This is a genomic window from Cyclobacterium roseum, assembly GCF_010119225.1.
Taxonomy (GTDB): domain Bacteria; phylum Bacteroidota; class Bacteroidia; order Cytophagales; family Cyclobacteriaceae; genus Cyclobacterium; species Cyclobacterium roseum.
Genome location: NZ_WNKF01000002.1, coordinates 574373 through 599680 on the forward strand (window position 1 = coordinate 574373; position 25308 = coordinate 599680).

The 25308-nt window shown below is 46.5% G+C and carries 16 protein-coding genes and 1 pseudogene; 10 read left to right on the forward strand and 7 right to left on the reverse strand.

The window, feature by feature from the left end; genetic code table 11:
• The first annotated feature begins 244 nt into the window (after positions 1–244).
• From GJQ68_RS04930 to GJQ68_RS04955, 6 genes are all read left to right on the forward strand, one after another.
• Positions 245–2614, forward strand: coding sequence for an alpha/beta hydrolase (locus tag GJQ68_RS04930; protein WP_162416176.1), 2370 nt, complete (start codon positions 245–247; stop codon positions 2612–2614).
• Positions 2607–5039 (forward strand): alpha/beta hydrolase family protein, encoded by a 2433-nt coding sequence (locus GJQ68_RS04935; RefSeq protein WP_235941096.1) that lies wholly within the window; start codon positions 2607–2609, stop codon positions 5037–5039. The genes GJQ68_RS04930 and GJQ68_RS04935 overlap by 8 nt, the downstream gene beginning before the upstream one ends.
• 126 nt (positions 5040–5165) lie before the next feature.
• Positions 5166–7235: a PVC-type heme-binding CxxCH protein gene (locus GJQ68_RS04940; RefSeq protein ID WP_162416177.1), complete on the forward strand. Its 2070-nt coding sequence runs from the start codon at positions 5166–5168 to the stop codon at positions 7233–7235.
• Positions 7236–7301: 66 nt separating this feature from the next.
• Positions 7302–7631, forward strand: a complete 330-nt coding sequence (locus GJQ68_RS04945; protein WP_162416178.1) for a high-potential iron-sulfur protein — start codon at positions 7302–7304, stop codon at positions 7629–7631.
• A 79-nt stretch (positions 7632–7710) separates the two neighbouring features.
• A complete protein-coding gene (locus tag GJQ68_RS04950) occupies positions 7711–7917 on the forward strand; it encodes a hypothetical protein (protein WP_162416179.1) in 207 nt (68 codons plus the stop codon).
• A 96-nt stretch (positions 7918–8013) separates the two neighbouring features.
• Entirely contained in the window at positions 8014–8835 is an 822-nt protein-coding gene (locus tag GJQ68_RS04955) for a universal stress protein (RefSeq protein ID WP_162416180.1), read from the forward strand.
• 63 nt (positions 8836–8898) lie between these two features.
• On the opposite strand, the gene araA is transcribed toward GJQ68_RS04955, so the two are convergent.
• Entirely contained in the window at positions 8899–10380 is a 1482-nt protein-coding gene (gene araA / locus GJQ68_RS04960; RefSeq protein WP_162416181.1) for an L-arabinose isomerase, read from the reverse strand.
• Between the two features lie 237 nt (positions 10381–10617).
• Between araA and GJQ68_RS04965 the strand changes: the two genes are divergently transcribed.
• The 3 genes from GJQ68_RS04965 to GJQ68_RS04975 all read left to right on the forward strand — a co-directional run bounded on the left by GJQ68_RS04965 (position 10618) and on the right by GJQ68_RS04975 (position 12980).
• A complete protein-coding gene (locus GJQ68_RS04965) occupies positions 10618–11199 on the forward strand; it encodes a peptidylprolyl isomerase (RefSeq protein ID WP_162416182.1) in 582 nt (193 codons plus the stop codon).
• Positions 11200–11203: 4 nt separating this feature from the next.
• On the forward strand, positions 11204–12205 hold the full coding sequence (locus GJQ68_RS04970) for an arabinan endo-1,5-alpha-L-arabinosidase (protein WP_162416183.1): 1002 nt from the start codon (positions 11204–11206) through the stop codon (positions 12203–12205).
• Positions 12206–12269: 64 nt separating this feature from the next.
• Positions 12270–12980: an L-ribulose-5-phosphate 4-epimerase gene (locus tag GJQ68_RS04975; RefSeq protein ID WP_162416184.1), complete on the forward strand. Its 711-nt coding sequence runs from the start codon at positions 12270–12272 to the stop codon at positions 12978–12980.
• An 81-nt stretch (positions 12981–13061) separates the two neighbouring features.
• On the opposite strand, the gene GJQ68_RS04980 is transcribed toward GJQ68_RS04975, so the two are convergent.
• From GJQ68_RS04980 to GJQ68_RS04995, 4 genes are read right to left on the reverse strand one after another with little or no spacing between them, the layout of a single operon-like run.
• Positions 13062–16469 (reverse strand): efflux RND transporter permease subunit, encoded by a 3408-nt coding sequence (locus GJQ68_RS04980; protein ID WP_162416185.1) that lies wholly within the window; start codon positions 16467–16469, stop codon positions 13062–13064.
• 6 nt (positions 16470–16475) lie between these two features.
• Complete coding sequence (locus GJQ68_RS04985) at positions 16476–17606, reverse strand: efflux RND transporter periplasmic adaptor subunit (RefSeq protein WP_162416186.1); 1131 nt, start codon at positions 17604–17606, stop codon at positions 16476–16478.
• A gap of 19 nt (positions 17607–17625) precedes the next feature.
• Positions 17626–19032: a TolC family protein gene (locus GJQ68_RS04990; RefSeq protein WP_162416187.1), complete on the reverse strand. Its 1407-nt coding sequence runs from the start codon at positions 19030–19032 to the stop codon at positions 17626–17628.
• Positions 19033–19042: 10 nt separating this feature from the next.
• Positions 19043–19645: a TetR/AcrR family transcriptional regulator gene (locus GJQ68_RS04995; RefSeq protein WP_235941097.1), complete on the reverse strand. Its 603-nt coding sequence runs from the start codon at positions 19643–19645 to the stop codon at positions 19043–19045.
• A gap of 364 nt (positions 19646–20009) precedes the next feature.
• Here GJQ68_RS04995 and purL point away from each other — a divergent pair, with 364 nt between their 5' ends.
• Complete coding sequence (gene purL, locus GJQ68_RS05000) at positions 20010–23702, forward strand: phosphoribosylformylglycinamidine synthase (protein WP_162416188.1); 3693 nt, start codon at positions 20010–20012, stop codon at positions 23700–23702.
• A 32-nt stretch (positions 23703–23734) separates the two neighbouring features.
• On the opposite strand, the gene GJQ68_RS05005 is transcribed toward purL, so the two are convergent.
• A complete protein-coding gene (locus GJQ68_RS05005) occupies positions 23735–24733 on the reverse strand; it encodes a DUF4185 domain-containing protein (protein ID WP_235941098.1) in 999 nt (332 codons plus the stop codon).
• Between the two features lie 270 nt (positions 24734–25003).
• Positions 25004–25308, reverse strand: a pseudogene (locus GJQ68_RS05010) (c-type cytochrome domain-containing protein); the annotation flags it as partial.

Sequence of the window (25308 nt, forward strand, 5' to 3'; positions counted from 1 at the left end):
CTTTCAAGAAAGAAATGGTAAAAGATGGTTATAACCAGTTCTTACATGGGGAAGCTGCCGAAAATTCAGCAATTTCTTAAATAATACCATTCACAATGCCATTTTTCTTAGTTTTTAGGAATGGAATCATTGAAAGTTTGCGATTTTACCTGATCAGGAAGTATTTCTACCGCTGAATGAATTAAGATTTGGTATTTTCAACTATATAATGACAAATTTGAAGGTATATCCGTACCTTATAGCTATGAAAAACTCCCGCCATTTCGTCTTCTTCCCACCGATCTTCCTACTATTGCCAGCATTTTTGCTGTTTAATCCACCTGCCGCTCAGACTCAAACGGAGGACAGCTTACCACGAAAGGCCTATCTGGAAAACCTGCTGGAAAACAACCGCCCGCATCCCCTACCGAACGAAAGGGCACGAAACGTTTTTTCCTCCTTTGAGCGGCTCAGCTTCAAAGACAGCACCTGGGACGCCTGGCAAAAACGAACCGGTGAGCTTCCTCCCAACTTTGAGCTGATGCCGGATATTCCCTTTCTTCCCGAACTACTGGTCATGAATGAAGGAAAGAACCCTACTCCCATAACGTCGCTGGCTCAGTGGGAATCCCAAAGAGAGGTCATCAGCCATCAGGTCCAACACCTGCTTTCGGGCACCTTTCCCGACCCGCCGGAAAACCTGAGTTGGGAAATCACCGAAGAGCGAATGGAAGGCAAAATCAAAGTTCAGACGGTGGTCCTCCGATTTGGCGAACACCCCAAAGCCCGGCTGACCCTGGAAGTATTCCTTCCTCCCGGACCCGGACCCCATCCCGTATTTATAAGTCAATGGAACCACCGGGGTTGGGTTCAAATAGCCGTAAGAAGGGGGTATTTGGGAGTGATTTATGCCGGGGCAGATGTTTTCGATGAAACCATCCATTACCAGGAAGTGTATCCCGAATACGATTGGTCTGCCCTGATGACCCGTGCCTGGGGAGCACATCGGGCCGTGGATTACCTGTATTCCCTTCCCCAGGTGGATAAAGAAAAAATTGCCCTGACGGGTCATTCGCGAAATGCCAAATTATCCTTGTTTGCGGCCGCTTTTGATCCCCGGATTACGGCAGTGATCAGCAGCAGTGGCGGAACAGGCGGGGAAATCCCTTACCGCTACACCGATGAAAGACATGCGAACGAATCCATCGATTACCTCAATTCCATCCGGCCGCAGTGGTTTCACCCAAGGTTACGCTTTTATAACGGAAGGGAACATAAATTGCCCATTGATCAAAATTCCCTTATGGCGTTGATCGCCCCAAACGCCTTATTATTAAGTTCCTCCATTCGGGAAGCAGGTGGTGGCGACCCCTGGGCGATTGAGCAAAATTACAAGTCTCTTAAAGAAGTATATACCTTTCTCGGCGTTCCCGATAAGGTAAGCTTGCGCTTTCGGGATGGCAAACATGCCCTTGCCGCACGGGATATCGAATCCTACGTGGACTGGCTGGACATTCAATTTGGCAGGTCGCAGGATACCTGGGAAAACAAGCGGTATTATGCGTATGACTTTGATACCTGGAAACAGAACAAGAACCCAACAAATACCCTCAAAAGGAAACCCCTGAGCCTGGAGGAATACCTTAATACCAGCCAAACCGGAGAGGGACCTGAGGTAAATGACTGGCAGGAGGATATCCGAAAATGGACGCAATGGACACTGGGTGAACAGCCCGAAGGAATTGCCGCTTCTCCCATCACTTCGCTCAGTTCCAAAACCGACTACATGGACCTGTTATTAAACCGTCCGGCCGTTTCCAATGGCCGGAGGCAAAACATTGCTCCCTACAATGCGCTGGGAGATTACCAGCACGGAGCTTTATACATCCCCCTGGATAAACCATTGACCAACGAAAGTAAAATTCCGGTCGTCGTGTACCTGCACAAATACATCAACACCGGATTCGATGCCGAAATGAATCCCTTCATACGGGAATGCCTGGATAAGGGGATGGCCGTGTTCACCATGGACCTGCTGGGATATGGCAGCCGAATTGAGGAAGGGGCATCCTTTTACGAAAGGTATCCTCATTGGTCCAAAATGGGCAAAATGGTCAAAGATACGAGGGATGCGATTCGAGCCCTAGGTCAGGTAGAAGGCTTGGATTCCAACCGGATTTTTCTGGCAGGATATGCACTTGGCGGGACCGTGGGGTTATTCACTGCCGCCCTGGACGATCAAGTGGCTGGATTGGCAATCGCGTCGGCCTTTACGCCATTACGCAGCGCCGATGCATCCATGGAAGGGATCAAAGCCTATTCACACCTGTATGGGTTGGTACCCCATTGGGGGTTTAATTCCGAAAGTCCTTCCGCCATACCGGTGGATTTTCCGGAAATGCTGGCGGCCATTCTTCCCAGGCCCCTGCTGGTAATCAGCCCGGAACAGGATCGACACGCCGACTTGCAAGACATTAGCAGGAGCCTGAAGCAACTGGAAAAAATTTCCCATCAGATGGGGACCGAACACAAGCCTGATCAGTATATACCAAAAGGGTTCAACCGTTTCGGATGGGCATCCCAACAAGAAATGATTTCCTGGATTTACCAGCAAACCCAACTAACCGATGAATAACAAGAAGTTTCCTTTTTTGCTTACAGCTTCCCACCTGATCCCGGGCCTGCTGATGTTGCTGTTTTCTACCCTTCCAGGAATGGGCCGGCAAATCGAGGACAGTAGCGAAAGCGGCTTGTCCCTGGCCGTTTTTGATGTAGATGCCACACCCCCTGTTGGAAGCCTGCTGGCTTATGATCCCATGGAAAAAAAGGACGACCTGGGGCTTCGTGCCCGGGGAATCGTCATCATTGGCAGTGGATTGCCCATCGTCCTTTGCGCAGTAGACTGGATTGGTATTGCTAATGAAAGTCAGGATGCCTTTAAATCCAGGCTGGCCAAAGCAGCCTCCACCCTCCCCTCCCGGGTAGCCGTACATACGGTGCATCAGCACGATGCGCCGATTAGTGATTGGGGGGCGGAAAAACTTCTGAAGGATGCCGGCTTGGATCCAAAAGCTTTTGACAGTTCCTTTGATAGGGTGCTATTGGATAGACTGGACCATGCCATTCAACAGGCCATGCAGTCTCCCCAGCCCCTCACCCATATTGGCACAGGGAATGCCAACGTAGAGAAGGTAGCTTCCAACCGGCGCATCAAAGGACCCGATGGGAAAATCCGCTATTCCCGGACGTCTTCTACCAAAGACCCAAAAATCAGGGATTACCCGGAGGGACTGATCGATCCGGAAGTTTCGTTAATCAGCTTTTGGAACGAAGAGGAGCCGCTGGCCGTGCTGAGCTATTATGCCGTGCACCCCCAAAGTTACTACCTAACCAAGATCGCCAACCCGGATTTTCCCGGAATCGCCCGCTACCTAAGGCAACTTGCCGTACCGGAGGCTTTACATGTCCATTTTAATGGAGCCGGGGCAAATGTGACCGCTGGCAAGTACAATGACGGAGCAAAAATCAACCGGAAAATCCTAGCCGAAAGGCTGGCTGCGGGCATGGAACAAGCCTGGCAAAATACCGTCAAATCGAAAATCAACCCCACCGCTGTCTATTGGCAGCAAGAAGCGGTACTGCTACCTGCCAATGAAAACGTTCCTGACATTGCCCGGGAAATGCATCAGCAAAATGCCCGGTGGCTCACCAATAACCTGCAAAAACTGGCCTGGTATCAGCGACAGCAGCAAGGTAAAAAGATAGCCATTAGCTGCCTTTCCATTGGAAATGCCCGCATCCTTCACCTGCCGGGTGAGCTTTTTGTAGAATACCAATTGGCTGCCAAAGCAGAACGACCGGACCTTTTTGTGGCCATGGCCGCCTATGGGGACTACGGGCCTTTTTATATTGGCACGACAGCTGCCTACAAAGAAGATGGTTACGAAATAAACGTCAGTCCGGTAACCCCGGAAGCCGAACCTATTCTGATGAAAGCCATAAACAATTTGCTTCACAATCCGGCACCCATAAACGCCCAAAAGAGTCCCTATATCCTCCAAAATGAAAAAGCCGTCCCTGTCAAAACACTGGATGAATGGAAGGATAAAAAGAGGGCCTGGAAAAATAACATGGCGGCAGTCATGGGCACTCTCCCTTCCCGGGAGAACCTTGCCTTGCCCTCCCTTACCTACCTGGATACGGTTAAAGAAAAGGGATTTACCCGGTACCGTATCCGTTTTGCTTCTGACGATACCAACGAGGTCACCGCCTATTTGTACCTTCCGGAAAATAGCTCAGCCCGTCCGGCCATGTTGGTGCTACATAGTACAGGTGAACTGGGTAAAAAGATCGTGGATGGACAAGGCCCCCTGGAAAACAGGGGGATTGCCCGGGAGCTGGCAGAGAGGGGTTATGTAGTCATGGCACCAGATTACCCTAGCTTCGGGGAGCAAAAGGATCATGATTTTAGCAAGGATGGATTTCCCTCCGGCACGCTCCTTGGTGTTTGGAATCACCTGCGTTGTGTGGATGTATTGAGTCAGATGAAGGAGGTGGATCCAAACCGGATTGGGGTGATCGGGCATTCCTTGGGTGGACACAATGCCCTTTTTGCTGCGGCCCATGACGAGCGCATTCAGGCGGTGGTCAGCAGTTGTGGTTGGACTCCCTTTGCCTATTATGACATTGGGGAGGCGGGAACAGAACGATATGGTGGAAGGCTTGGTCCCTGGGCACAAGAACGGTACATGCCCGCTATAAAAAAACTACTCCCGGATGCCCATCTTCCATTTGATTTTACAGATATTATTGCTTCCATTGCTCCAAGACCGGTTTTCACAAATGCCCCCCTTCAGGATAGCAATTTCGCCGTGGATGGCGTAAAAGCCGGCATAGCCGAAGTCCAACCGGTATATACCTGGCTCGGGTTTCCGGCGAATTTGATCGTTCGGTATCCGGATACGGGACATGACTTCCCTCCTGCCGTCCGAAAAGAGGCGTATGCCTTTCTGGATGAGTTCTTCGGATTCAAACCTGAAAATCAAAATTCATTGGAGTAGGCGATCCTGTCTATGTTCCGCTTGCGTAAAAATTGATACTATCGTCTCATTTGATCTTACAATAATTTTATTTTTTTCAATTAATGTAAGATATTGGCTTACTGTACGAATATACCCACAAAATAAATGACACGAACAGCCACCTCCCTTTTGGCGAGCATTCTCCTGACTTGGGGATTGAGCTCCTGCCATGAAGATAAATATGCGGACCCGCTGAGCCCTGAAGCATCCATGGAGACCTTTTCCATACATGAAGGGTTTGACATTCAATTATTTGCGGCAGAGCCGCATATCAAAGATCCGGTAGATCTGGTATTTGATGAAACCGGCGCGGCTTATGCCGTGGAAATGCCGGATTACCCTTACAAACCGGAGCCGGGAGAAGGCCGTGGCGTCATAAAAAAGCTAGTAGATACAGATGGGGATGGTACCATTGATTCCTCCATCGTGTTTGCGGAGGGTATCGCCGATGCCACCAGCCTCATGCCCTGGAAAGGTGGACTACTGGTCACTGCAGCTCCTTATATTTATTACATGAAAGACCTCGATGGAGACGGCAAGGCAGATAGCAAAGAACAACTTTTTTCCGGTTTCTTTGAAAACAACTCCGAGGCTCAGATTACCAATCTCCGCCTTGGCATAGACAATTGGATATATGCGGCCAATAACGGCCAACGAGGCGAAGTAACCTATAGCGAAAAACCGGAAGCAGCAGCCCTAAACCTACAGGGCGCGGATTTTAGATTTCGCCTGGACAAGGAAAAATTTGAAAAAGAAAGCGGCACCGCTCAGTTTGGGATGACCTTCGACAACTGGGGCAATAAGTTTTTTACCCAAAACACTTTGCATATACAGCAGGCGGTTATCCCCAGAAGGTATCTGGAGCGACACGGTCACTTATCCAGCATGTCCGTAAACCATAATATTTCCGATCATGATTTTGAAATGTTCCAAATGACCCCTCCCCCTTATTGGAGAGCAGAAAGAACCATGCGGCGCAATAAGCAATACCAAGAGCAGGAATTGGACCGGGTAGAACATGCGGAAGACTATTTTACGGGTGCTTCAGGGGGAATCGTTTATAACGGAGGAGCTTTTCCGGAAGAATTCAGCGGAAATGTATTTACCGGCGATGTGGCTGGAAATTTGGTACACCGGGACCTGCTGATCCCGGATAGCCAAGGTCCTACCCAAATTGCCCGAAGGCCAGCTGAAGAAAAAAATCGGGAATTTATTGCCGCGACTGACCCCTGGTTCCGGCCTGTAGGCTTTACCGTTGGCCCGGATGGTTACCTTTACCTGGTGGATTTTTACCGGCAACATATTGAGACTCCCGTTTCCATACCGGATGATTTAAAAGAGGAAATGGATTTTATGAACGGCGAGGAAAAAGGGAGAATTTACCGCATTCTTCCAAAGGGTAAAACGTCCCAATTGAATGCCCTTCCTGATTTTTCATCCATGGATGCGGCTACATTGGTGGGTGAATTAAAACACGAAAACGGATGGCGAAGAACAACCGCCCAGCGTCTGATCCTGGAAGATCCAAAGCAGGAATATGTCCCCTTCCTAAAAAGTTTGGCCGGGGAAGAGATGCCCGAGGCCCGGGTTTTGGCCTTGTACCTGTTAGCATCCATGGACGCACTGACCCAGGAGCTGGTTACCAATGCCCTACAAAGCGAGCACCCAGGGGTGCGTAAGAATGCGCTGGTTTTGGCAGAATCCTATCCGGAAATGGAAGCGGCAATAGCCGCTAAAACGAAGGATCCCTCCACCATGGTCTCCTTGCAGGCCATTTTGAGCCTGGGCAATTACGAAAGCTCGTTTGCCAAGGAACAAATGGCAGAATCCCTGATGGAGAAAGGCGACAACAAATGGTTTCGAATGGCAATTCTTAGTTCAAATCCAGGGTCGGATCCCGAAACATTAGCGATTTTGGATAAAAACCACGCCTTTTTTGATGATCCCGAAAGTTGGAAAATGGATTACATCAAGGAGGTCGCTCATATACAGGGAGCAAAAGGAAACGAAGAATCCATCCAATCCTACGTGGAATTGCTTTCCTCCCTTTCCGGCAACGCACATGAAAATTGGAAGCCGGCTGGACTGGACGGCTTAAAAGCTGGGCTGGAAAGGTCTTCCGATCAACCTGACGAAAACGTATCATCCTTGCTTTCCCTACTCGAATCAAAATAAAATAAAATCAAACCGAAACCCACACCTGAAGGACCTCGCCGGTCTTCCCTAAAATTTACTTCCTGCATGACGCGTAGAAATCTCCTAAAGTATTTACTCGGATCCACCGGTCTGGTTTATTTCTTATCCCGATGTGCACCACCAAAGAAAGAATACGAGCTGGAGGGAGTAACGGACTGTGCCGACCTTACCGGGCTTAGTGACGAAGAGTTGGAAAAAAGGAAAAAATTGGGCTATGAGGCCAGTACACCGGTTTCTGACAACCGTTGTGACAATTGCCAGCTATACCTTCCCCCCACAGCCGAAAGAAAATGCGGAGGCTGTCAGTTGTTTAAAGGGCCGGTAGAGGCCGCTGCCTATTGCACCTATTGGGCCCCCAGGGTTGCAAATGGTTAATTGATCCTTTTTTCAGAAAGTAACCGATTGGTAAACAAATCTTTCCGTCATCGTGTTTTAAGGGTAAAAGGAAGAAAAAATGGACAATTCCCTAACTCCCGTAGCAATAGTAACTGGATTTTTGCTGATATATGTAGTGGCAGTTGCCGTAAACATTAACACAGCGATTATCCTCATGATGTTTTCCCTTTCTCCAATTTTAATGATCTGGATGGTCATTAGGGTCTTGAAGGCAGCATTTGAATCCACACATACCTTTGACGAAAAATGGTATGAGGATCAATAGGTTCGATTAAGCCATATTTACCAGGCGTTGATGGAAAATCGTCGGATAATCACTAACTTTAATCTCTTGATTTAACGTTTATTATTTCGCCTGTCCATGAAGAGATTAATCGTACTTATTGATTTTTCAGCCTATACGGAAACCATATTAAAATTAGCGTTCGAATGGCGAAAATCGTATGATGTCTCCCTTAAATTCATTTTTAAAATCCCAGGTTTGGCACCTACCCTTGCCAACTCCCCTAGTAAAAATCAAATAATTGATTTCGAGAAAAAAGAAGCTGAGAAAGCTTTTTCTGACGCATTGAAAAAATTAGGTGTACCCCGTGGGGAAGCTGATTTTCTGGCCATTGATAGGCAGCTTACCCATTTTCTGTCAGAAGAAACAAGCTCCGAAGACATGCTGCTATTGGGCCTGAAGGGAACGGGCTTCCTGAAAAAGCTATTGATCGGAAGTACTGCCACGGATATAATCAACCATCTAAACCGGCTGATCATTGCCCTGCCCAAGTCCATTGAGCAGGCCATACCCACCAAATTAGCATTAGCTTGTCACGTAAAGTACCCGTTAAACGAGCAAGCCCTTTCCAATTTGCTGGATACGATTGGTAACACCGTCGAAGAAATTGAACTGCTTACCATCCTGACGGAAAAGGAGGAACGAACCGATAGCGAAGCCTACCTGGATAAATTAAAAGCCAAATTCTCTACTCACTATAAGTGTACCGTCAAACTATACGAAGGTTCGGATGCATTTGGTATCATCAAGAAAAGGTATCGGCAATTTCCCGACGATTACCTGGTTTTGCAAAAAGGGTCCCGAACCCTAAACGACCAGCTTTTCCGGAAATTCTTTATCAATGATTTGGTACACGATGGCCAAACCCCTCTGATGGTGCTTCCATTTGAGGAAGCGTAATAGGTCTATGGTCGTTCTTGGGCTCGCCAAGCCTAACACAAAAACCTTGCTGAGGAAATTCACTCAGGCATTCAGGTGGTTCAGCTGTAACTTAAACCCTCTCAAGTTGGTTTCCTTATCTATTACCAGCGATTCCAACCCGGCCATTTCGGCAAAATCTTCCAGGATCGCTACGGGAAGGTTTTGACTAAAACAGGTATGATGAGCCCCTCCTGCCAGGATCCAGGCTGCGCAGGCTGTTTTAAAATCCGGCAAGGGTTGCCACATGGTTCGGGCTACCGGCAGGTTTGGGAGATCACGTGGTGGCTTGATGGCCTGGACTTCGTTAATTACCAATCGGTATTTATAGCCCATAGCCACCAGCGATGCATTTAAGGCGCTGCCTCCACCCGCCGTAAAGACCAGTCTGACGGGATCTGCTTTTCCCCCAATTCCCAGGGGATGGACTTCACATCGGATCTCTCCTTCCGCCAGACTTTCGTCTACTTCCAGCATGTGGGCTCCCAGGACTACTCCTCCTTGTTCCTGAAAGTCGTAGGTGTAATCTTCCATAAAGGCATTCCCACCAGGCAAGCCTGTTCCCATGACCTTCATGGCACGTACCAGTGCCATGGTTTTCCAATCACCTTCCCCGGCATAGCCGTAACCCTGACAGGTCAACCGCTGAACGGCAATGCCCGGAAGCTGGTGCATGCCGTAAAGATCTTCAAAGGTATTGGTAAATCCTTTAAAGTTTCCTGCTTCAAGGAACTGCTTCAAGCCTAATTCGATTCGCGCAGCTTCCTTCAGGAAAGTCCGATGGCTGCCAGCTACCTTCAATTTCTCATCCATCGTGTAGGTTGATTCGTACAAGCTCACCAATCGTTCGACTAAAACCGGATCAATACCATTCATTTGCTCAACGAGGTCTCCGACCGCATGGGTATTTACCGAAAAGCCGAATTGCATCTCGGCGCCCACTTTATCCCCTTCGGTGACGGCCACCTGCCGCATGTTGTCCCCAAATCGTACAAATTGAGCTCCCTGCCAATCGTGCCAGCCAGCAGCTGCCCGACTCCAGTAATCGATTTCCTGGTGAACCGATGCCTCTTTCCAATGGCCTACCACTACCTTTCTTCGCAGCTTCATCCGGGTACAGATATACCCAAATTCCCGATCCCCGTGAGCACTTTGGTTCAAATTCATATAATCCATGTCGATGGTTTCCCAGGGAATGGTACGCTGGAATTGGGTATGCAGGTGGAGCAGGGGCTTGTTCAAAATTTTCAGACCGTTAATCCACATCTTAGCCGGAGAAAAGGTGTGCATCCAGGTGATGAGGCCTAGGCAATTTTTTTGGGCATTGGCTTGGGCAATTACTTCATAAATCTCAGCCGAAGTGGTGACTATGGGCTTGAAAACAATTGGGACCGCTATTTTTTCGGATGCGTCCAAAGCCGCAGCTATTTCTCGGGCGTGCAGGGTTACCTCAGACAAGGTGGCCTCGCCATACAGGTGCTGGCTGCCCGTGATAAACCATACTTCGTATTGGGAAAAACTTTTCATAGAACCTGTTTGTGTTTTAAATGTCATATTTACACCTTATTTTTGGAAATAAAAATAATTGGAAAAGAAATTTCCATAACCGGTGAAATGGGGGGTATCCGAATTAAAATGTCTTTTTGACATGAAATTATATTAAATACCATCAGTCTGCTCCAAAATTAATTGCCCAAGCAATCCTTTTTTTGGATATTGAGAAAAATAATAGCTGGCTATTGAAATGATTATTCCAGAAATTCAATGAATAAGTCCGTTTGCTTTATCTTTTTGCTCTATTTCAGCTATTTCCATGGCATTGCTCAATCGGCATTAACGTGCAGGATATCAACAGAATTAGGCCCCATTGTAGTTGAACTTTATCCGGATAAAGCTCCCGAAACGGTGGCCAATTTTCTCCAATACCTGGCAAACGATGCTTATGATGGCTCCACCTTTTTTAGGGTTTGTACGCCCGGGAATGAAGCCGATAGGACGATTCAGATACAGGTGATACAAGGAGGAAACGTTCCTGAGGACCAACTATTGCCCCCCATACCCATAGAAACCACCCGGTCTACCGGAATACTGCATAAAAATGGTGTCCTTTCCATGGCAAGACTTGACCCAAACTCAGCACAAAGCAGTTTTTTTATTTGCATCGGCGACCAGCCGGAATTGGACTACGGCGGTAAGCGCCATCCGGATGGGCAAGGGTTTGCAGCTTTTGGGAAGGTGCTGGAGGGCATGGATATCGTAAAGCAAATACAGGGAATGGAAAACAAGGATCAGTACCTGCTGAAACCTATACTTATTCAGCACATCATACTACTCAAAAACCTATAATAAGATGAATGCTCGAATTAAAAACTGTCTTTTTTTCATTCTATTCGCTTATTTCCATTTTCCGGCTTTATGCCAGGACGTACCGACGGCGGAACTGAGAGCCCACGACCCGGTTATGGTTGAGGCGGAGGGAAGGTATTACCTGTTTACTACCGGACGGGGAATTGCCGTCTGGTCCAGCAGCGATATGAAATACTGGAAAAAAGAACCTGCGGTTTTTTCAAATGCCCCCGAATGGGTGTCGGAAGTCGTTCCCGGATTCAGAAATCACATCTGGGCTCCGGATATATTTGCCCATGAGGGTACCTATTACCTGTATTACTCCGTTTCGGCCTTTGGAAAAAATACTTCAGCCATAGGGTTGGCCACCAGTACCAGCCTTGACCCCTCGGCCCCTGATTATGGATGGAAAGACCAGGGCCTGGTCATCCGAAGTGTTCCGGGAAGGGACCTGTGGAACGCAATCGATCCCAATTTGATCATGGACGAGGAAGGTTCTTTATGGTTAAGTTTTGGCTCATTTTGGAGCGGTTTGAAAATAGTGGAACTGGAGAAAGACTTCAAAACCGTAAAAAAGGGGCCTGATAGCTGGTTTAGTATTGCCCGGAGAGCGAGATCTTTCACGACTGAGGATAGGTCAGCCGGTGAAGCTGCACTGGAAGCACCTTTCATTTTCAAAAAGAATGGGTTTTACTACCTTTTTGTCTCCTTTGATTATTGCTGCAGGGGGGAGAAAAGTACCTATAAAGTCATGGTGGGAAGGTCAGAAGATGTCAGAGGTCCCTACAGGGACCAAAATGGAAAAAGTCTGCTTGAAGGCGGGGGAAGTCTGGTGGTAAAGGGCAACGAAAACTGGCATGGCGTAGGCCATAATGCTGCCTACACCTTTGAAGGAACCGATTACCTTATTTTCCACGGGTACGATGCCTCAGACGAGGGGAGACCAAAACTTTTAATCAGAAACGTACAGTGGACTGCAGCAGGATGGCCAGAAGTCATCCTTTAATACTTAAATCAAAAAAAAGCATCCAATGTTTCTCCTATTAATATAAAAAAAATGTCCATAACATATGAAGAGTGAATATTTAGAATTGAAAAGAGCCTGCTATGAGGCCAATATGGAACTGCCTCATCTAGGTTTGGTGGTTTATACGTTTGGTAATGTAAGTGCCGTAAATAGGGAAAAGGCTGTTTTTGCTATCAAACCCAGTGGATTACCCTATAAGGACCTCAAACCGGAAGATATTGTTATTGTGGATTATGATAACCAGGTGGTAGAGGGTAAAATGAGGCCCTCCTCGGATACCAAAACCCATGCTTTTTTATATAAGCACTGGCAAAAGATCGGGGGCATTTGTCATACCCATTCTACTTATGCCGTATCCTGGGCGCAATCCCAAATGGACATTCCGATTTTTGGTACCACCCATGCAGATCACAACACCAAAGACATTCCCTGTGCCCCGCCTATGTCCGATGAGTTGATCGCCGGGGATTACGAACACATGACCGGGCAACAAATATTGGATTGTTTTTCCGAAAAAAACCTGTCCTATGAAGAGGTGGAAATGATATTGATTGGTAATCATGGCCCTTTCACCTGGGGAGAGAATGCCCAGAAGGCGGTGTACAATAGCCGGGTTTTGGAAGAAATCGCTCGTATGGCCTACCTTACCCTCCAAATAAACCCCCATGCAACCCGGTTAAAAGCCTCCTTGATCCGGAAACACTACGAGCGAAAACACGGCGCAGGTGCTTACTATGGGCAGGAAAGTAGCTAATACCCCAACTAAAAAACCTCCGGGACAATGTCCCGGAGGTTTGAACACTTAAAAAAACCACCAACCTTTAATTAAATTTAATTAGTTGCTCTTGCGAGCGACTGAATTTAATTTGTCTGCCAATAAATACATGACAGGTACTATTACTAACGTTAAAAAGGTCGCAAAGGTTAGGCCAAATATAACTGTCCAGGCCATGGGTCCCCAAAAATCTGCATTATCCCCGCCGATATAGAATTTAGGGTCAAATGAGGACAGCAACCCATAAAAATCGATGTTCATCCCCAATGCTAAAGGTATCAACCCCAGCACGGTAGTGACGGCAGTTAACAGCACCGGTCGTAACCTAATCTTACCGCCCTGAATAATGCTGTCCAGCAAATCTTCTTTGGCCAAGAACTCACCTTCCGGGATATTCAGTTCTTCTCTTCTCCTTTCTCTCACCAGGTTCGTATAGTCAATCAGAACAATGGCATTGTTTACCACCACCCCTGCCAGGGAAATAATACCAATTCCGGTCATGATAATCACAAAATTCATATTGAAGGCTACCAATCCCAGAAAAACACCGATGGTACTGAATACCACAGAAGCCATGATGATAAATGGGGTAGTCACGGAATTGAACTGGGCTACAATGATCAGGAATATCAGGGATATGGAAATAAGCAAGGCTCTGGTAAGAAATTCAGCCGATTTGGCCTGCTCCTCCTGCTCACCTGTAAAGCTCACATCTATGCCTTCCGGTATCTCAAAATCCTGAACCAACTGTTTGATGGCATTATTGATTTCAGTGGCATTGAACCCATCATTGACATTGGAAGACAAGGTAATCACCCTTTCCAGGTCTTTTCGCTTTACCGAACCATAGGTAGAACTGTATTCCAGACTGGCCACAGAGGATATGGGGATTTCTTTTTGATTGCCAAATTTGTCCCTAAAACTGATCTTTTTGTTTAATAGTGCTCCAATATCGTATCGAAACTCCTTCGCCAAACGTAACTGGATGGGATAGTCGTCCTCTCCTTCTTTATATTTGGAAACTTCTAATCCAAATAAAGCCGTCCGCAATTCATTGGCAATCGTGGAAGTCGATAAGCCAAACCTTCTCGCCTTTTCACGATCAATATCGATTATCAGTTCCGGATTACCTAGTTCCAGATCCGACTTCAACTCTTCGATTCCCTGGATTCCGGACTCGTTAATATGCTCCCGCAATTGATTGACAAAAGTGATGAGCTGATCAAAATTCTCACCGCTTACTTCAATATTGATCGGTTTCCCCACGGGAGGACCATTCCTTTGTTTATCTACCGTTACCAACACACCAGGGTACCCTTCGGCAAGGTTCCGGATTTTTTCCATGACCTCATTGGTATTCACTCCTTCGCGAAACTGGTATTCTTCAAATCCAATGGTGATTTTCGCCTTGTGCGGGGTCGTGGCCTGGCTTGGTCCTTCCAAGGGGTCCCCCGTTCCTTCCCCTATTTGGGTAATGACGGATTCTATGATGCTTTCATAGGGTTCCAGAAGCTCAAAAAGATCATCTTCCAACTGATGGACAAAATCATTCGTAGCTTCAATATCCGTACCGATGGGCTTTTCCATGTATATACTTACCAGCGCGGGCTGGTTATCCGGAAAAAAGAGAATTTTAGGAGCCCGTATTCCAAGTAGTACCAGGGAGACGACCAACAAGAGTGCCGTTCCTCCAAAAAAGAAATAGGGCTTAAATCCTCTTAATGCAAAGCGAAGCGTATTTTCGTATAGGTTCTCCAGCTTTACTAAAAAGACATTTTGAAACCAGCGAATGGCTTTTCGGAGGGCAAAAACATTGAAAATAGTCAATAGCGCACCGAGAAATAATAAATTACCCAGTGCTACCCAAGCTATAAAATAACATACAATGGCCAGGAACGTGAGCACCGCGGCCACAATCATTGGTTTTTTGACCGGCTTCTTTTCATCCACATCCTGAATTTTCATGAACAAGGCCGTCAGTACCGGATTAATCACCAATGCCACGAAAAGTGAAGAGGACAACACGATGATAAGGGTGATCGGAAGGTATTTCATAAACTCCCCGATAATATCGTCCCAAAATGCCAGCGGAAGAAAGGCGGCAAGCGTCGTAGCTGTAGAAGTGATAATCGGCCAGGCCACCTCTCCAACTCCCTCTTTAGCTGCCCTGACGGGTGACTTTCCTTCCTGCATTAAGCGATAAATGTTTTCTACTACCACAATGCCGTTATCCACCAGCATTCCCAATGCCAGGATTAAGGAAAACAACACCATCAGATTCAGTGTCACTCCCAGCGAATTGAGCACTAAAAAGGATATGAACATGGATAATGGAATGGCGATTCCTACGAAGAGGGCATTCCGGAACCCCAGAAAAAACATCAATACCAATACCACCAGAATGACCCCGGAAATGATGCTATTTTCCAAATTGTCTACCTGAGACCGGGTAGCCTTTGACTGATCATTGGTGATGGTTACTTCCAGATCCTCCGGAAACCGATTGATTTTTACTTCTTCTATCAGTTCTTTAATTTTATCAGAGGCATCCAGCAGGTTTTCGCCACTCCTTTTGACCACGTTGATGGTAACCACCGGGAGCTTATTACTTCTGGCATAACTTTCCCGCTCCTTATAAGTGTCGTTCACGGAAGCCACATCACGGAGGTATACGATGTTATTATTTTCGGTCTTGACGATAACGTTTTCCAATTGCATGGGATCCGTGAATTCCCCTGCAATACGCAAGGTTCTGCGGTAATCACCGCTCAGGATGTTGCCTCCGGAAATCGTTACGTTCTCATCCGATACTGCGCTGGAAATATCAGAAAAGGTTACCCCGTTGGATTCCATTTTATACAAATCAGCATTGATCTGAATCTCCCGCTCAACGGTCCCGCTCAAATCAGCACTGGAAATTTCAGTAAGTTTTTCAATTTCGTCTTCCAAATATTCGCCGTATTGCTTCAGCTCCTGTTCCGTATAGTTGCCGGAGATATTGACATTCATAATCGGGAATTCGGAAGTATTGATTTCCAACACGTCTGGATCCCGATCCAAATCCGTTGGCAATTCACTCTTTGCCTTATCTACCGCATCCTTCACGTCTTGAAGGGCTTTCGATATATCTACGTTAGGATTAAATTCTACTACAATGGAGGAAAAATCCTGAATCGACGTCGAGCTCACGTCTTTCAAATTATTGATCGACTTAAGTTCCTTTTCGATGGGCCTGGTGATCAGGTTCTCCATATCCACCGGAGAATTGCCCGGATAGGCCGTACCTACGTAGACCGTAGGAATAACGATTTCCGGAAAACTTTCTTTAGGCATGGTCCGGTACGCAAAAATGCCTAAAAATGTGATGATTAACGTAAGGATCACCACGCTGGTTCGGTTATCCACCGAAAGCGAAGAAATGCCAAACTCCCTGATCACGCCTTTTTTTGAACTGTCTTCTGTAGCCATAAATGCTTACGATGCGATGTTTACATTAAAATTATCTCCAACTTCCCGGAAACCTTTATCCACCAGGGTTTCTGACCCTTCCAAACCTTCCAGGATTTCGGTTTTGCCTTCATAGGTCATCCCCCTTTCTACATATTTTTTTCTAGCTAATCCTTCCTCTACCACAAACACATAACTTCCTTTATTATCCTGTAAAATCAAATAAGTAGGGACAATGACCGCTTCAGAATTTTCATAATCTTTAATATTCAACACCGAAAGCATATTTGGTTTAACCAGGTCCATTCTGGGTAAAAACACCTCGACCTTAAATGTGCGGTTATCCGGATTAATGACACTCCCTATGGCTGTCACCTTGGTTTTCAAGGTTTTATCGATGGACGGAAAACGGATGCTCACCGAATCCCCTTGGTCTAGTATCCCTATATACCGTTCGGAAATATCTCCCTCAATGAACAAGTCATCTTCTCCTATCATGTTGACAATCGGGGTACCGGGTTGAACCAACTCGCCTACCCGAACCAGCAATTCCTCTACCGTTCCATCAAAAGGAGCTCTGACGGTACTTTTATCCTTTTGCAATTGCAGGGAAGCCAGGTTTTTTTCCAGGGTTTCCATTCGGCTCTTAGCCTCCAAATACTGAATTTCCGTTCCTATCTGCTGATTCCAAAGCCGTTCTTGCTTTTCGAAGATCGTTTTGGCCAAATCCAGCTGTGTCTGAATTTCAGCAAGGCTTCTTTCTACCGATTCGGAATCTATGATGGCAATTACCTGCCCTTTTCGAATGGACATTCCCTCACGGGTGACGATTTCCTCAACCCTTCCGGAAAGCTCGGAACTAATATTAACGTTCTTTTTAGATAGAACGGACCCGGTTACCTCCACGTAGTGCTCAAAATCGCCTCTTTCCGGCTGCATGGTGGTGATAAGGACGGATTTACGTTGGTTCTTCCGAAATTCAGGATCCAATTGAGCGATTTCATCCTCCAATTCCTGAATAGAAACTTTCAATGCTGCCGCTTCTGATTTGTAAGACTCCAGCTGGTCTTTTTTATCGGCAAGCTCGTCTTTTTGTGCCGAGCAGGAAACGACCCCAACCAGTAGGGCAAGGCTTAAAAACTTGATGGTATGTTTCATAAATGTGTTAAATCCTTTTTTATTTTAAAATTCCCAATGCTTTTTCTAAATCCACTTTTGCGATCAGCGCATCATAAAGTGCTGCATAATAATTAGTTTCCGCCTCTTTCAGTGCGGCATCAGCTTCTACCACTTCCAAATTCGACCCGACACCTTCCTGATATTTGATATTTGTCATGTCGAAAACCTCTTTGGCCAGTACCCTGTTTTCTTTTTGTACCTCCAATGCTTTAAGACTGTTTTTTAGTGTGGCCTTAGCCTGGTATTCTTCCAATTTAATGTTCTGAATGGTATTGAATTTTGCATTCTCGAGTTGTTTGATCTGCAACCTGTTGCTTTGAATAACATAACTCTTCCTTAAGCCGTCAAAAATTGGAATGGTAAGCCTTAATCCAACGAAGGAAGTGGAAAACCATCGGTCAGCCTGGAATACATTCCCGAAATCCTGAGCACCGGTGACCCGCTGGTAGGTGCCAAAGGCTGAAAAATTCGGGATATATTGTACCTGATTATTTTTTAAATCCAATGTCGCCAGTTCAATGTTTTTCTCTAGTTGAGAAATTTCCACCCGATTAAGCATTTCGGCTTCCAGGGTGGAATAAAATCCGTTATCGTCATTGCTGTATTCCTGCAGGGATTCTTCCAGAACCAGTTCCAACTCCAATGGCATCCCCATTTGAATTTTTAGTAGGTATTTGCTCACTTCAGTAGCCGTTGTAGCCTTGTCATAGTCTGTCTGAAGGTTGTTCAACTGTACCCTTATCCTGGAGACATCCAATTTTTCAACAAATCCTTCTTCGAATAGCGCGGTGGTCTCTTCGAGTAGCTGATCCAACCGTTCCATGTTGGCCGCTACCAGGCGGCTGCGTTCTTCATTAACCAAAACGGTAAAATAGGCCTTTTTTACAGCTTCAGTCACATCAAGTTCAGCCTTTTCTTTGTCATAATCGGTCAACTCCTTCAAGGTCTTTGCTGCCTTTAGGCCAACAAAATAACTTCCATTAAAAATCATCTGTTCGACGGTAGTAGTCAAACTGGATTGAAAATTCACCGCAAAGGGGATCACAGTAATATCACTTGGCGTGTCATCTGGCGGCGGGGCACCCCCACCGTTTCCACCACCATCTCCACCTCCACCACCAATAACCGAACCCGCCTCTGCGGGTAGGATGATTAGAGGTGGTTGCACGTTTTTAGTTAACTCCAGGGTGCTGTTTATCTGAGGAAGTCCCTGTGATCTTTGTTCCCCTATCGTTGCCCTTGAAATCAAGGTTTCCAACTGAGCGTTCTTTACATCAATGTTGTTCTCCAAGGCGTAAGTGATACTTTCGCTTAAGGTCATCGTCACTTGCTGAGCCTGCAAGGGAACCAATCCAACCCCAATAAAACAAGCCACCGAAAAGATGAGTATCTTTCTTAAATTCATAAAACTGTGTTTACTGTTTGCTGAGTTTGTTACAATAAGTATTCCTACCCTGATCCGTAAGGATCCCGTGAATAAAATGATCTACTATTTGTAGGTGAAATTCCAATAAACTGTGTTTCCCACCGGGAACCACTCCTGAAAAAGCAGTCGTAATCTGTTCCAAACGCATAAATGCCAAAATCTCCGAATTGATTTCCTTTCTGAAATCTCCCGACTGCTTGCCCTTCTCCAACACCTGCACAATGCCTTTCCAGGCATGTTCCTTTTTAAACGCTTCCAGTTTCTTCCAGCACCCGGGATAAAACCGCTGAATGTCGTGCATCAGCAATGGGTTCATTCGGGAAAACCGTTCTCGTAAGTACCGCGTCATGTGTAGCAAATGGTCGATCACTTCTCCATCTCCTTGCATCATTTCGCAGAAATTGGACTCATCCTCTTTCAATGCTACGTCAAAAGAGGCGTTTACCAAATCTTCTTTATTGGCAAACTCCTCGTAAATGGTCTTTTTAGATACCCCTGCCTGTCGGGCGATTTCATCCATCGTGACGGCTCGAATTCCAAAAACCAGAAACTGTTCCAAGGCTATCTGAATTATTTTCTCTCTTGTTTCCAACTATTATTTCATAAACTTCCTGCCAAAAAACTCAGGAAACTATCAAAAGGTTCAAAGTTTCCGCAAACATAGGATGTTTTTTTGAAAAAAGGACGATCAGGCCGTCCATTTCACTCATTTATCACGGGATCCATCAAAAGGATTGACCTGAATCCCCGAATAGAGAGTGAAAAAAATCGAATAATATTTTAAAGTTGAAAGTCCATTTTGTAGATACTGTTCAAATTCGGTCACTTTAAAGGGGGAAGTGTCCGATTTCGAATAAGAAGGCTCAAAATAGGTCCGGCTTTGTCCGGCTTAAAGTCGGTATATTATTCGAGCAATTTTGTACCTTTGCTGCTTCAAATTACCTATCAATTCCCTTATGACGATCATCTTTTTTCAAACCTCTGAAAAAACAGTCTATGCCCTGGAATGCAGCCAGGCATTAGATGAAACTACTCTGAAAAAATTAACCTGGCTCTTTGGTGGGGCGAAATATCTGGAACAGGACCGGATCTCCGAGCAATTTTTAGGTCCAAGAAAAGAAATGATCACCCCCTGGTCTACCAATGCCGTGGAAATTTGCCAAAACATGGGCATTCCTTTCGTTCACAGAATAGAGGCGTTTTATCCTTATAAAGAAGGGAATTTCATGGACCCCATGTTGCAGAGCCTCTATTCGCAGTTGAACCAGCAGCTATTTTCCATCGAAAAACAACCCCAGCCGATATTGTTAATTGAAGATATCGGAGGCTACAACGAAAAGGAAGGATTAGCCCTAAACCCGGAAGAAATCACCTACCTGGAAGGGGTCAGTAAGTCATTAGGAAGACCACTGACCGATAGCGAGGTATTTGGTTTTAGCCAGGTCAATTCAGAGCACTGCCGCCATAAAATTTTTAATGGAACCTTTGTGATTGACGGGGAAGAAAAACCCCTTTCCTTGTTCCAATTAATAAAGAAAACGGCTGCGACGAACCCTAATGGGATCGTTTCTGCCTATAAGGACAATGTAGCCTTTGTAAAAGGCCCCAAAGCACTGCAATTTGCTCCCCTCAGCCAGGATAAATCAGATTTTTTTGGGATCAGCGAAATTGATACCGTTCTTTCTTTGAAGGCCGAAACGCATAATTTTCCCACCACGGTGGAGCCTTTCAACGGGGCAGCCACCGGCTCCGGAGGGGAAATAAGAGACCGGATGGCAGGGGGTACCGCTTCCATTCCATTGGCTGGAACGGCGGTATACATGACTGGCTATCCCCGAACGGCCAATGACCGCTTCTGGGAAAAAGACCTGCCCGAAAAAAAATGGCTGTACCAGAGCCCCATGGATATTCTTATCAAAGCCTCCAATGGTGCCAGCGATTTTGGGAATAAATTTGGACAGCCACTTATCTGTGGAAGTCTTATGACATTCGAGCACGAGGAGCAGGGCAGCAAATGGGGCTATGATAAAGTTATCATGTTGGCCGGAGGAGTTGGATTCACCAGGGCTCCCTATAGCCTAAAGCAAAAACCTGGTACTGGCAATAGCATCGTATTGATGGGAGGAGATAATTACCGGATCGGAATGGGGGGAAGTGCCGTGTCCTCCGTCAACACGGGGGTTCTCACTAATGCGCTGGAACTAAATGCCGTACAGCGATCCAACCCAGAGATGCAAAAAAGAGTGGCCAATGTGATTCGTGCCATGGCAGAAAGCGAAGACAATCCCATTATTTCCATTCATGACCATGGTGCTGGCGGACACCTCAACTGCCTTTCCGAGCTGGTCGAGGACACCGGCGGAACCATCCGGATGGAAAAGCTACCCATTGGAGACCCTACCCTTTCTGCCAAAGAGATCATTGGCAACGAGTCACAGGAAAGAATGGGACTGGTGCTGGAAAAGTCCAGGTTGGAGACCATCAAAAAAATAGCAGCAAGGGAGCGCGCTCCTTTTTATGAAATCGGAGAAACCACCGGCGATTTTCACTTCCGATTTGAAAATAGCCATACCGGGGAAAAACCCATCGACTGGAGCTTGCAGCACATGTTTGGATCTTCTCCCAAAACAGTGCTGGAAGACCAGCATTCCACCCTATCCTTTTCTGAACCGGATTACTCAGAAAACCTGATCAGTGAGTATCTGAATCAGCTATTGCAATTAGAGGCAGTAGCTTGTAAAGACTGGCTGACCAATAAAGTAGACCGGTCCGTTACCGGACGTGTGGCCAGGCAACAAACTACAGGGCCCATCCAACTGCCCTTAAATAACGTAGCGGTGATGGCCATGGATTACAGTGGAAAAAAGGGCATCGCCACCTCTATCGGCCATGCTCCGATAGCTGCATTAGCCAGTCCCGAGAAAGGATCCCGGCTGGCCATTGCCGAGGCCCTAACCAATTTGATTTGGGCTCCCCTGACAGCGGGAATGAAGGGAGTATCCCTTAGTGCCAACTGGATGTGGCCTGCAAAAAATCAGGGAGAAAATGACCGGCTTTACCGGGCAGTGGAAGCTACCAGTCATTTTGCCATTGCCCTGGGCATCAATATCCCTACCGGAAAGGATTCCCTGTCCATGACACAAAACTATCCCGACGGGCAAAAGGTGCTCGCTCCGGGCACGGTCATTATCTCCACCGTAGGTGAATGCGATGACATTAACCGCATCGTATCCCCGGCACTTAAAGAAATCCCCGATTCCACCCTGCTCTATATCGATCTCTCTAATGATGAGGCACAATTAGGGGGAAGCTCGTTTGCGCAAATACTGAATAAGGTGGGTAGCCAAGTCCCGGACATTACGGATACAGGTTATTTTTTAACCGCATTTGCCGCTGTTCAGCAATTGATCCGACAAGGCTATGTTATGGCCGGTCACGACATTTCTTCAGGAGGACTCATTACCGCCTTGCTGGAAATGTGTTTTCCCACTGAAGGTTCCGGTTTGCAAATACATTTAGAAAATCTGAACGAAAAGGATGCTGTCAAAGCCCTGTTTTCGGAAAATCCGGGATTGGTCATTCAGGTTCAAAACCCCGAAGAAGTATCGGACTATTTAAAAGAAGAAGGAATTGCCAGCGTAACCGTCGCTACGGTAAAAACCGATAGAAAAATCACGATCGAATCCCTTGACCTGAGCTGGGAAATGCCCGAACTCCGGGACACCTGGTACCGATCTTCCTACTTGTTGGACCGGGAGCAATCGGGCGTGGTATTGGCAAACGAACGATTCGAAAACTATACGAAGCAGGCCCTACGGTACCAGTTCCCCGAAGGCTGGAAAGGCAGCTACCATGCCTTGGATCTGAATCCGGAACGAAAAAACGCTAGCGGAACCCGGGCAGCCATCATTCGTGAAAAAGGAGTCAATGGTGACCGGGAAATGGCTTATGCCTTGTGGCTGGCAGGATTTGATGTGAAAGATGTCCACATGACCGACCTCATTTCCGGAAGAGAAACCCTGGAGGATGTAAACATGATTGTTTTTGTAGGAGGATTTTCCAATTCGGATGTACTGGGATCTGCCAAAGGCTGGGCCGGTGCTTTTCTTTACAATGAAACAGCCAAAAAGGCGTTGGATCGATTTTATGCGAGGAAAGACACCTTAAGCTTGGGAGTGTGCAACGGTTGTCAGTTAATGATCGAACTGGGATTGGTGAATCCCGAACATGCGCAGAAAACCAAGATGCAGCACAACGACAGTCATAAATTTGAATCTGCCTTTGTCAACGTGAGCATACCTAAGAACAACTCCGTCATGCTTCAGTCCCTTGCAGGAACGCGCCTCGGTGTCTGGGTAGCGCACGGGGAAGGAAAGTTTCATTTGCCGATGAATAAAGCGGATTACCATACCTGCATGACCTATTCTTACAGCTCCTATCCAGGAAACCCAAATGGTTCAGACCATGCGGTCGCTGGATTGGCCTCCGTTGATGGCAGGCATTTGGCCATAATGCCCCATATCGAGCGCTCCTTAGCACCCTGGAACTGGCCTCATATCACCGATGAAATGGCCCAACAGGAGGTTACCCCCTGGATTCAGGCATTTATTGATGCCAGGGACTGGGTGGAAGCCACTAAGAGTGAGTAAAACGTACCTATCGGGATTGATATATTACCGTATCAATCCCCTATTTTCACCCGGATAAACCGGGGTCTATAAAAGTTTGGGGAGATTTCTACATCTGCAAAAAATTCGAACGAATTAATATTATAACTTATTAACAATTCCCCGGGCATCGACAAACTAGGATGAGCTTTTGCATTGTAGCTAAATAGGTGTTTTCCCTCATTAAGGTCAGCTGAGGCATCCCATACCGCGATTATGGGACCAAAAGGACCTTGCGGAGATAGGGCCAAACGCAGCCCGACGGTGGATGCGATGCCGTCTGTCTGGAAAACCATGGCGTACCTGCCATCGTCCAGGGAGGTTACGCTCAACTCATTGGAACCTCTATCCGCAATGGATGCTGCCTGTTTCATTTCACTTTGCCAGTCAGTCCCATCCCAAAACGTCCAAAGATTAAATTTCTCGATGTCGTTGGGTTTTACCCTTGCTACCATCACCTCTTTTTTATTTCCCTTTACCCCGTAGATGTATACATACCCGTCGGGTCTCAAGGCTCCTGCATCCTTCGTATTTACCAAAATGCCCGCCCCAAAGGAACCTGTGCTTTCTGGTTTTCCTTCCATGTAAAAGGGAGTATCTATTTGGCGCTGATCTTTAAACGGAGGCTTACTTCCGGAGGGAAGGACGATCAACGTATTTCCTACCTCCTTAAAATTAAAGGCATCTGTTCCGGTGGTGGTAATTCGGTAACCAAACAAGTAAATATCATTGTTCCGGGCTTGATTCACGAAACCGTCCCCTAACCAAAAATATTCCCCTGGGTTAGAATTTGGAGTATTGGGTATAAAAAGGGACTGAGGTAAATTTTGCTCATCCAAGGCCCAATGAAAAGAAATATTGGATTCTGTTGGCTCTGCCCCTTCCAACCACGCAACTGAATTATTGATCATCACAAAGGGACTATCAAGCTTTCCATCAGTTATCTCTCCAATCAGACTGTCGCTAAATAGCACTAATGTTTTTCCGGAGGTGTCGGCAATAGCCGATTCCATACCATTTAGAGGTATTGTGAATATCCCATCTCCACCGAACCAGCCGGATGTTTTTTTAAAAAGATTGGTCCAATTAGCTGCTTCCCTGACAGTAAACTGTAGTTCGGTTATTGAGGTATTCTTCGGAATCGAACCTTTTCCCTGATTAGCTGAACATGAAATAAAAAGTACCCAAATCAGTAAAATTAAGGGTGTTTTCAGGTATAATATTCTATTTTTAAATTTCCCCATATCAGCTTTTTGTTTCGTTTTCTTGCCGAAGCTTTCACCCTAGTTCATTACAATTTCATCGACCATAAGCCAGGCTTTGTTTCCGGCAGCACCGTGCCAGGAGGGCAGGCGGTCCACGGGTTTTGCCAGCAGTTTGAGATGGCGAACCCCCTCAGCCGAAAAGGGGATCTTAAGCTGCCTGAGCAGGGAAGGATCGTCCTTGGAAAGCGGCTTGGGTTGGTAGGTTTTGGCCAGTTGCCAGTTTTGTTCCGGGCTGTCCCGGGTCCATAATTGCACCTCTTTGGGCGGAAAGAACCGGGATCCGCCATTTTGCCAAAGAGACAAGGCCATGGAGTTAATGTCTG

Excerpts from the sequence above, each read along its gene's own strand:
- GJQ68_RS04930 (WP_162416176.1), top strand. The coding sequence starts at position 245 with ATGAAAAACTCCCGCCATTTCGTCTTCTTCCCACCGATCTTCCTACTA.
- GJQ68_RS04935 (WP_235941096.1), top strand. The coding sequence starts at position 2,607 with ATGAATAACAAGAAGTTTCCTTTTTTGCTTACAGCTTCCCACCTGATC.
- GJQ68_RS04940 (WP_162416177.1), top strand. The coding sequence starts at position 5,166 with ATGACACGAACAGCCACCTCCCTTTTGGCGAGCATTCTCCTGACTTGG.
- GJQ68_RS04945 (WP_162416178.1), top strand. The coding sequence starts at position 7,302 with ATGACGCGTAGAAATCTCCTAAAGTATTTACTCGGATCCACCGGTCTG.
- GJQ68_RS04950 (WP_162416179.1), top strand. The coding sequence starts at position 7,711 with ATGGACAATTCCCTAACTCCCGTAGCAATAGTAACTGGATTTTTGCTG.
- GJQ68_RS04955 (WP_162416180.1), top strand. The coding sequence starts at position 8,014 with ATGAAGAGATTAATCGTACTTATTGATTTTTCAGCCTATACGGAAACC.
- araA (WP_162416181.1), bottom strand. The coding sequence starts at position 10,380 with ATGAAAAGTTTTTCCCAATACGAAGTATGGTTTATCACGGGCAGCCAG.
- GJQ68_RS04965 (WP_162416182.1), top strand. The coding sequence starts at position 10,618 with ATGAATAAGTCCGTTTGCTTTATCTTTTTGCTCTATTTCAGCTATTTC.
- GJQ68_RS04970 (WP_162416183.1), top strand. The coding sequence starts at position 11,204 with ATGAATGCTCGAATTAAAAACTGTCTTTTTTTCATTCTATTCGCTTAT.
- GJQ68_RS04975 (WP_162416184.1), top strand. The coding sequence starts at position 12,270 with ATGAAGAGTGAATATTTAGAATTGAAAAGAGCCTGCTATGAGGCCAAT.
- GJQ68_RS04980 (WP_162416185.1), bottom strand. The coding sequence starts at position 16,469 with ATGGCTACAGAAGACAGTTCAAAAAAAGGCGTGATCAGGGAGTTTGGC.
- GJQ68_RS04985 (WP_162416186.1), bottom strand. The coding sequence starts at position 17,606 with ATGAAACATACCATCAAGTTTTTAAGCCTTGCCCTACTGGTTGGGGTC.
- GJQ68_RS04990 (WP_162416187.1), bottom strand. The coding sequence starts at position 19,032 with ATGAATTTAAGAAAGATACTCATCTTTTCGGTGGCTTGTTTTATTGGG.
- purL (WP_162416188.1), top strand. The coding sequence starts at position 20,010 with ATGACGATCATCTTTTTTCAAACCTCTGAAAAAACAGTCTATGCCCTG.
- GJQ68_RS05005 (WP_235941098.1), bottom strand. The coding sequence starts at position 24,733 with ATGGAATCGGCTATTGCCGACACCTCCGGAAAAACATTAGTGCTATTT.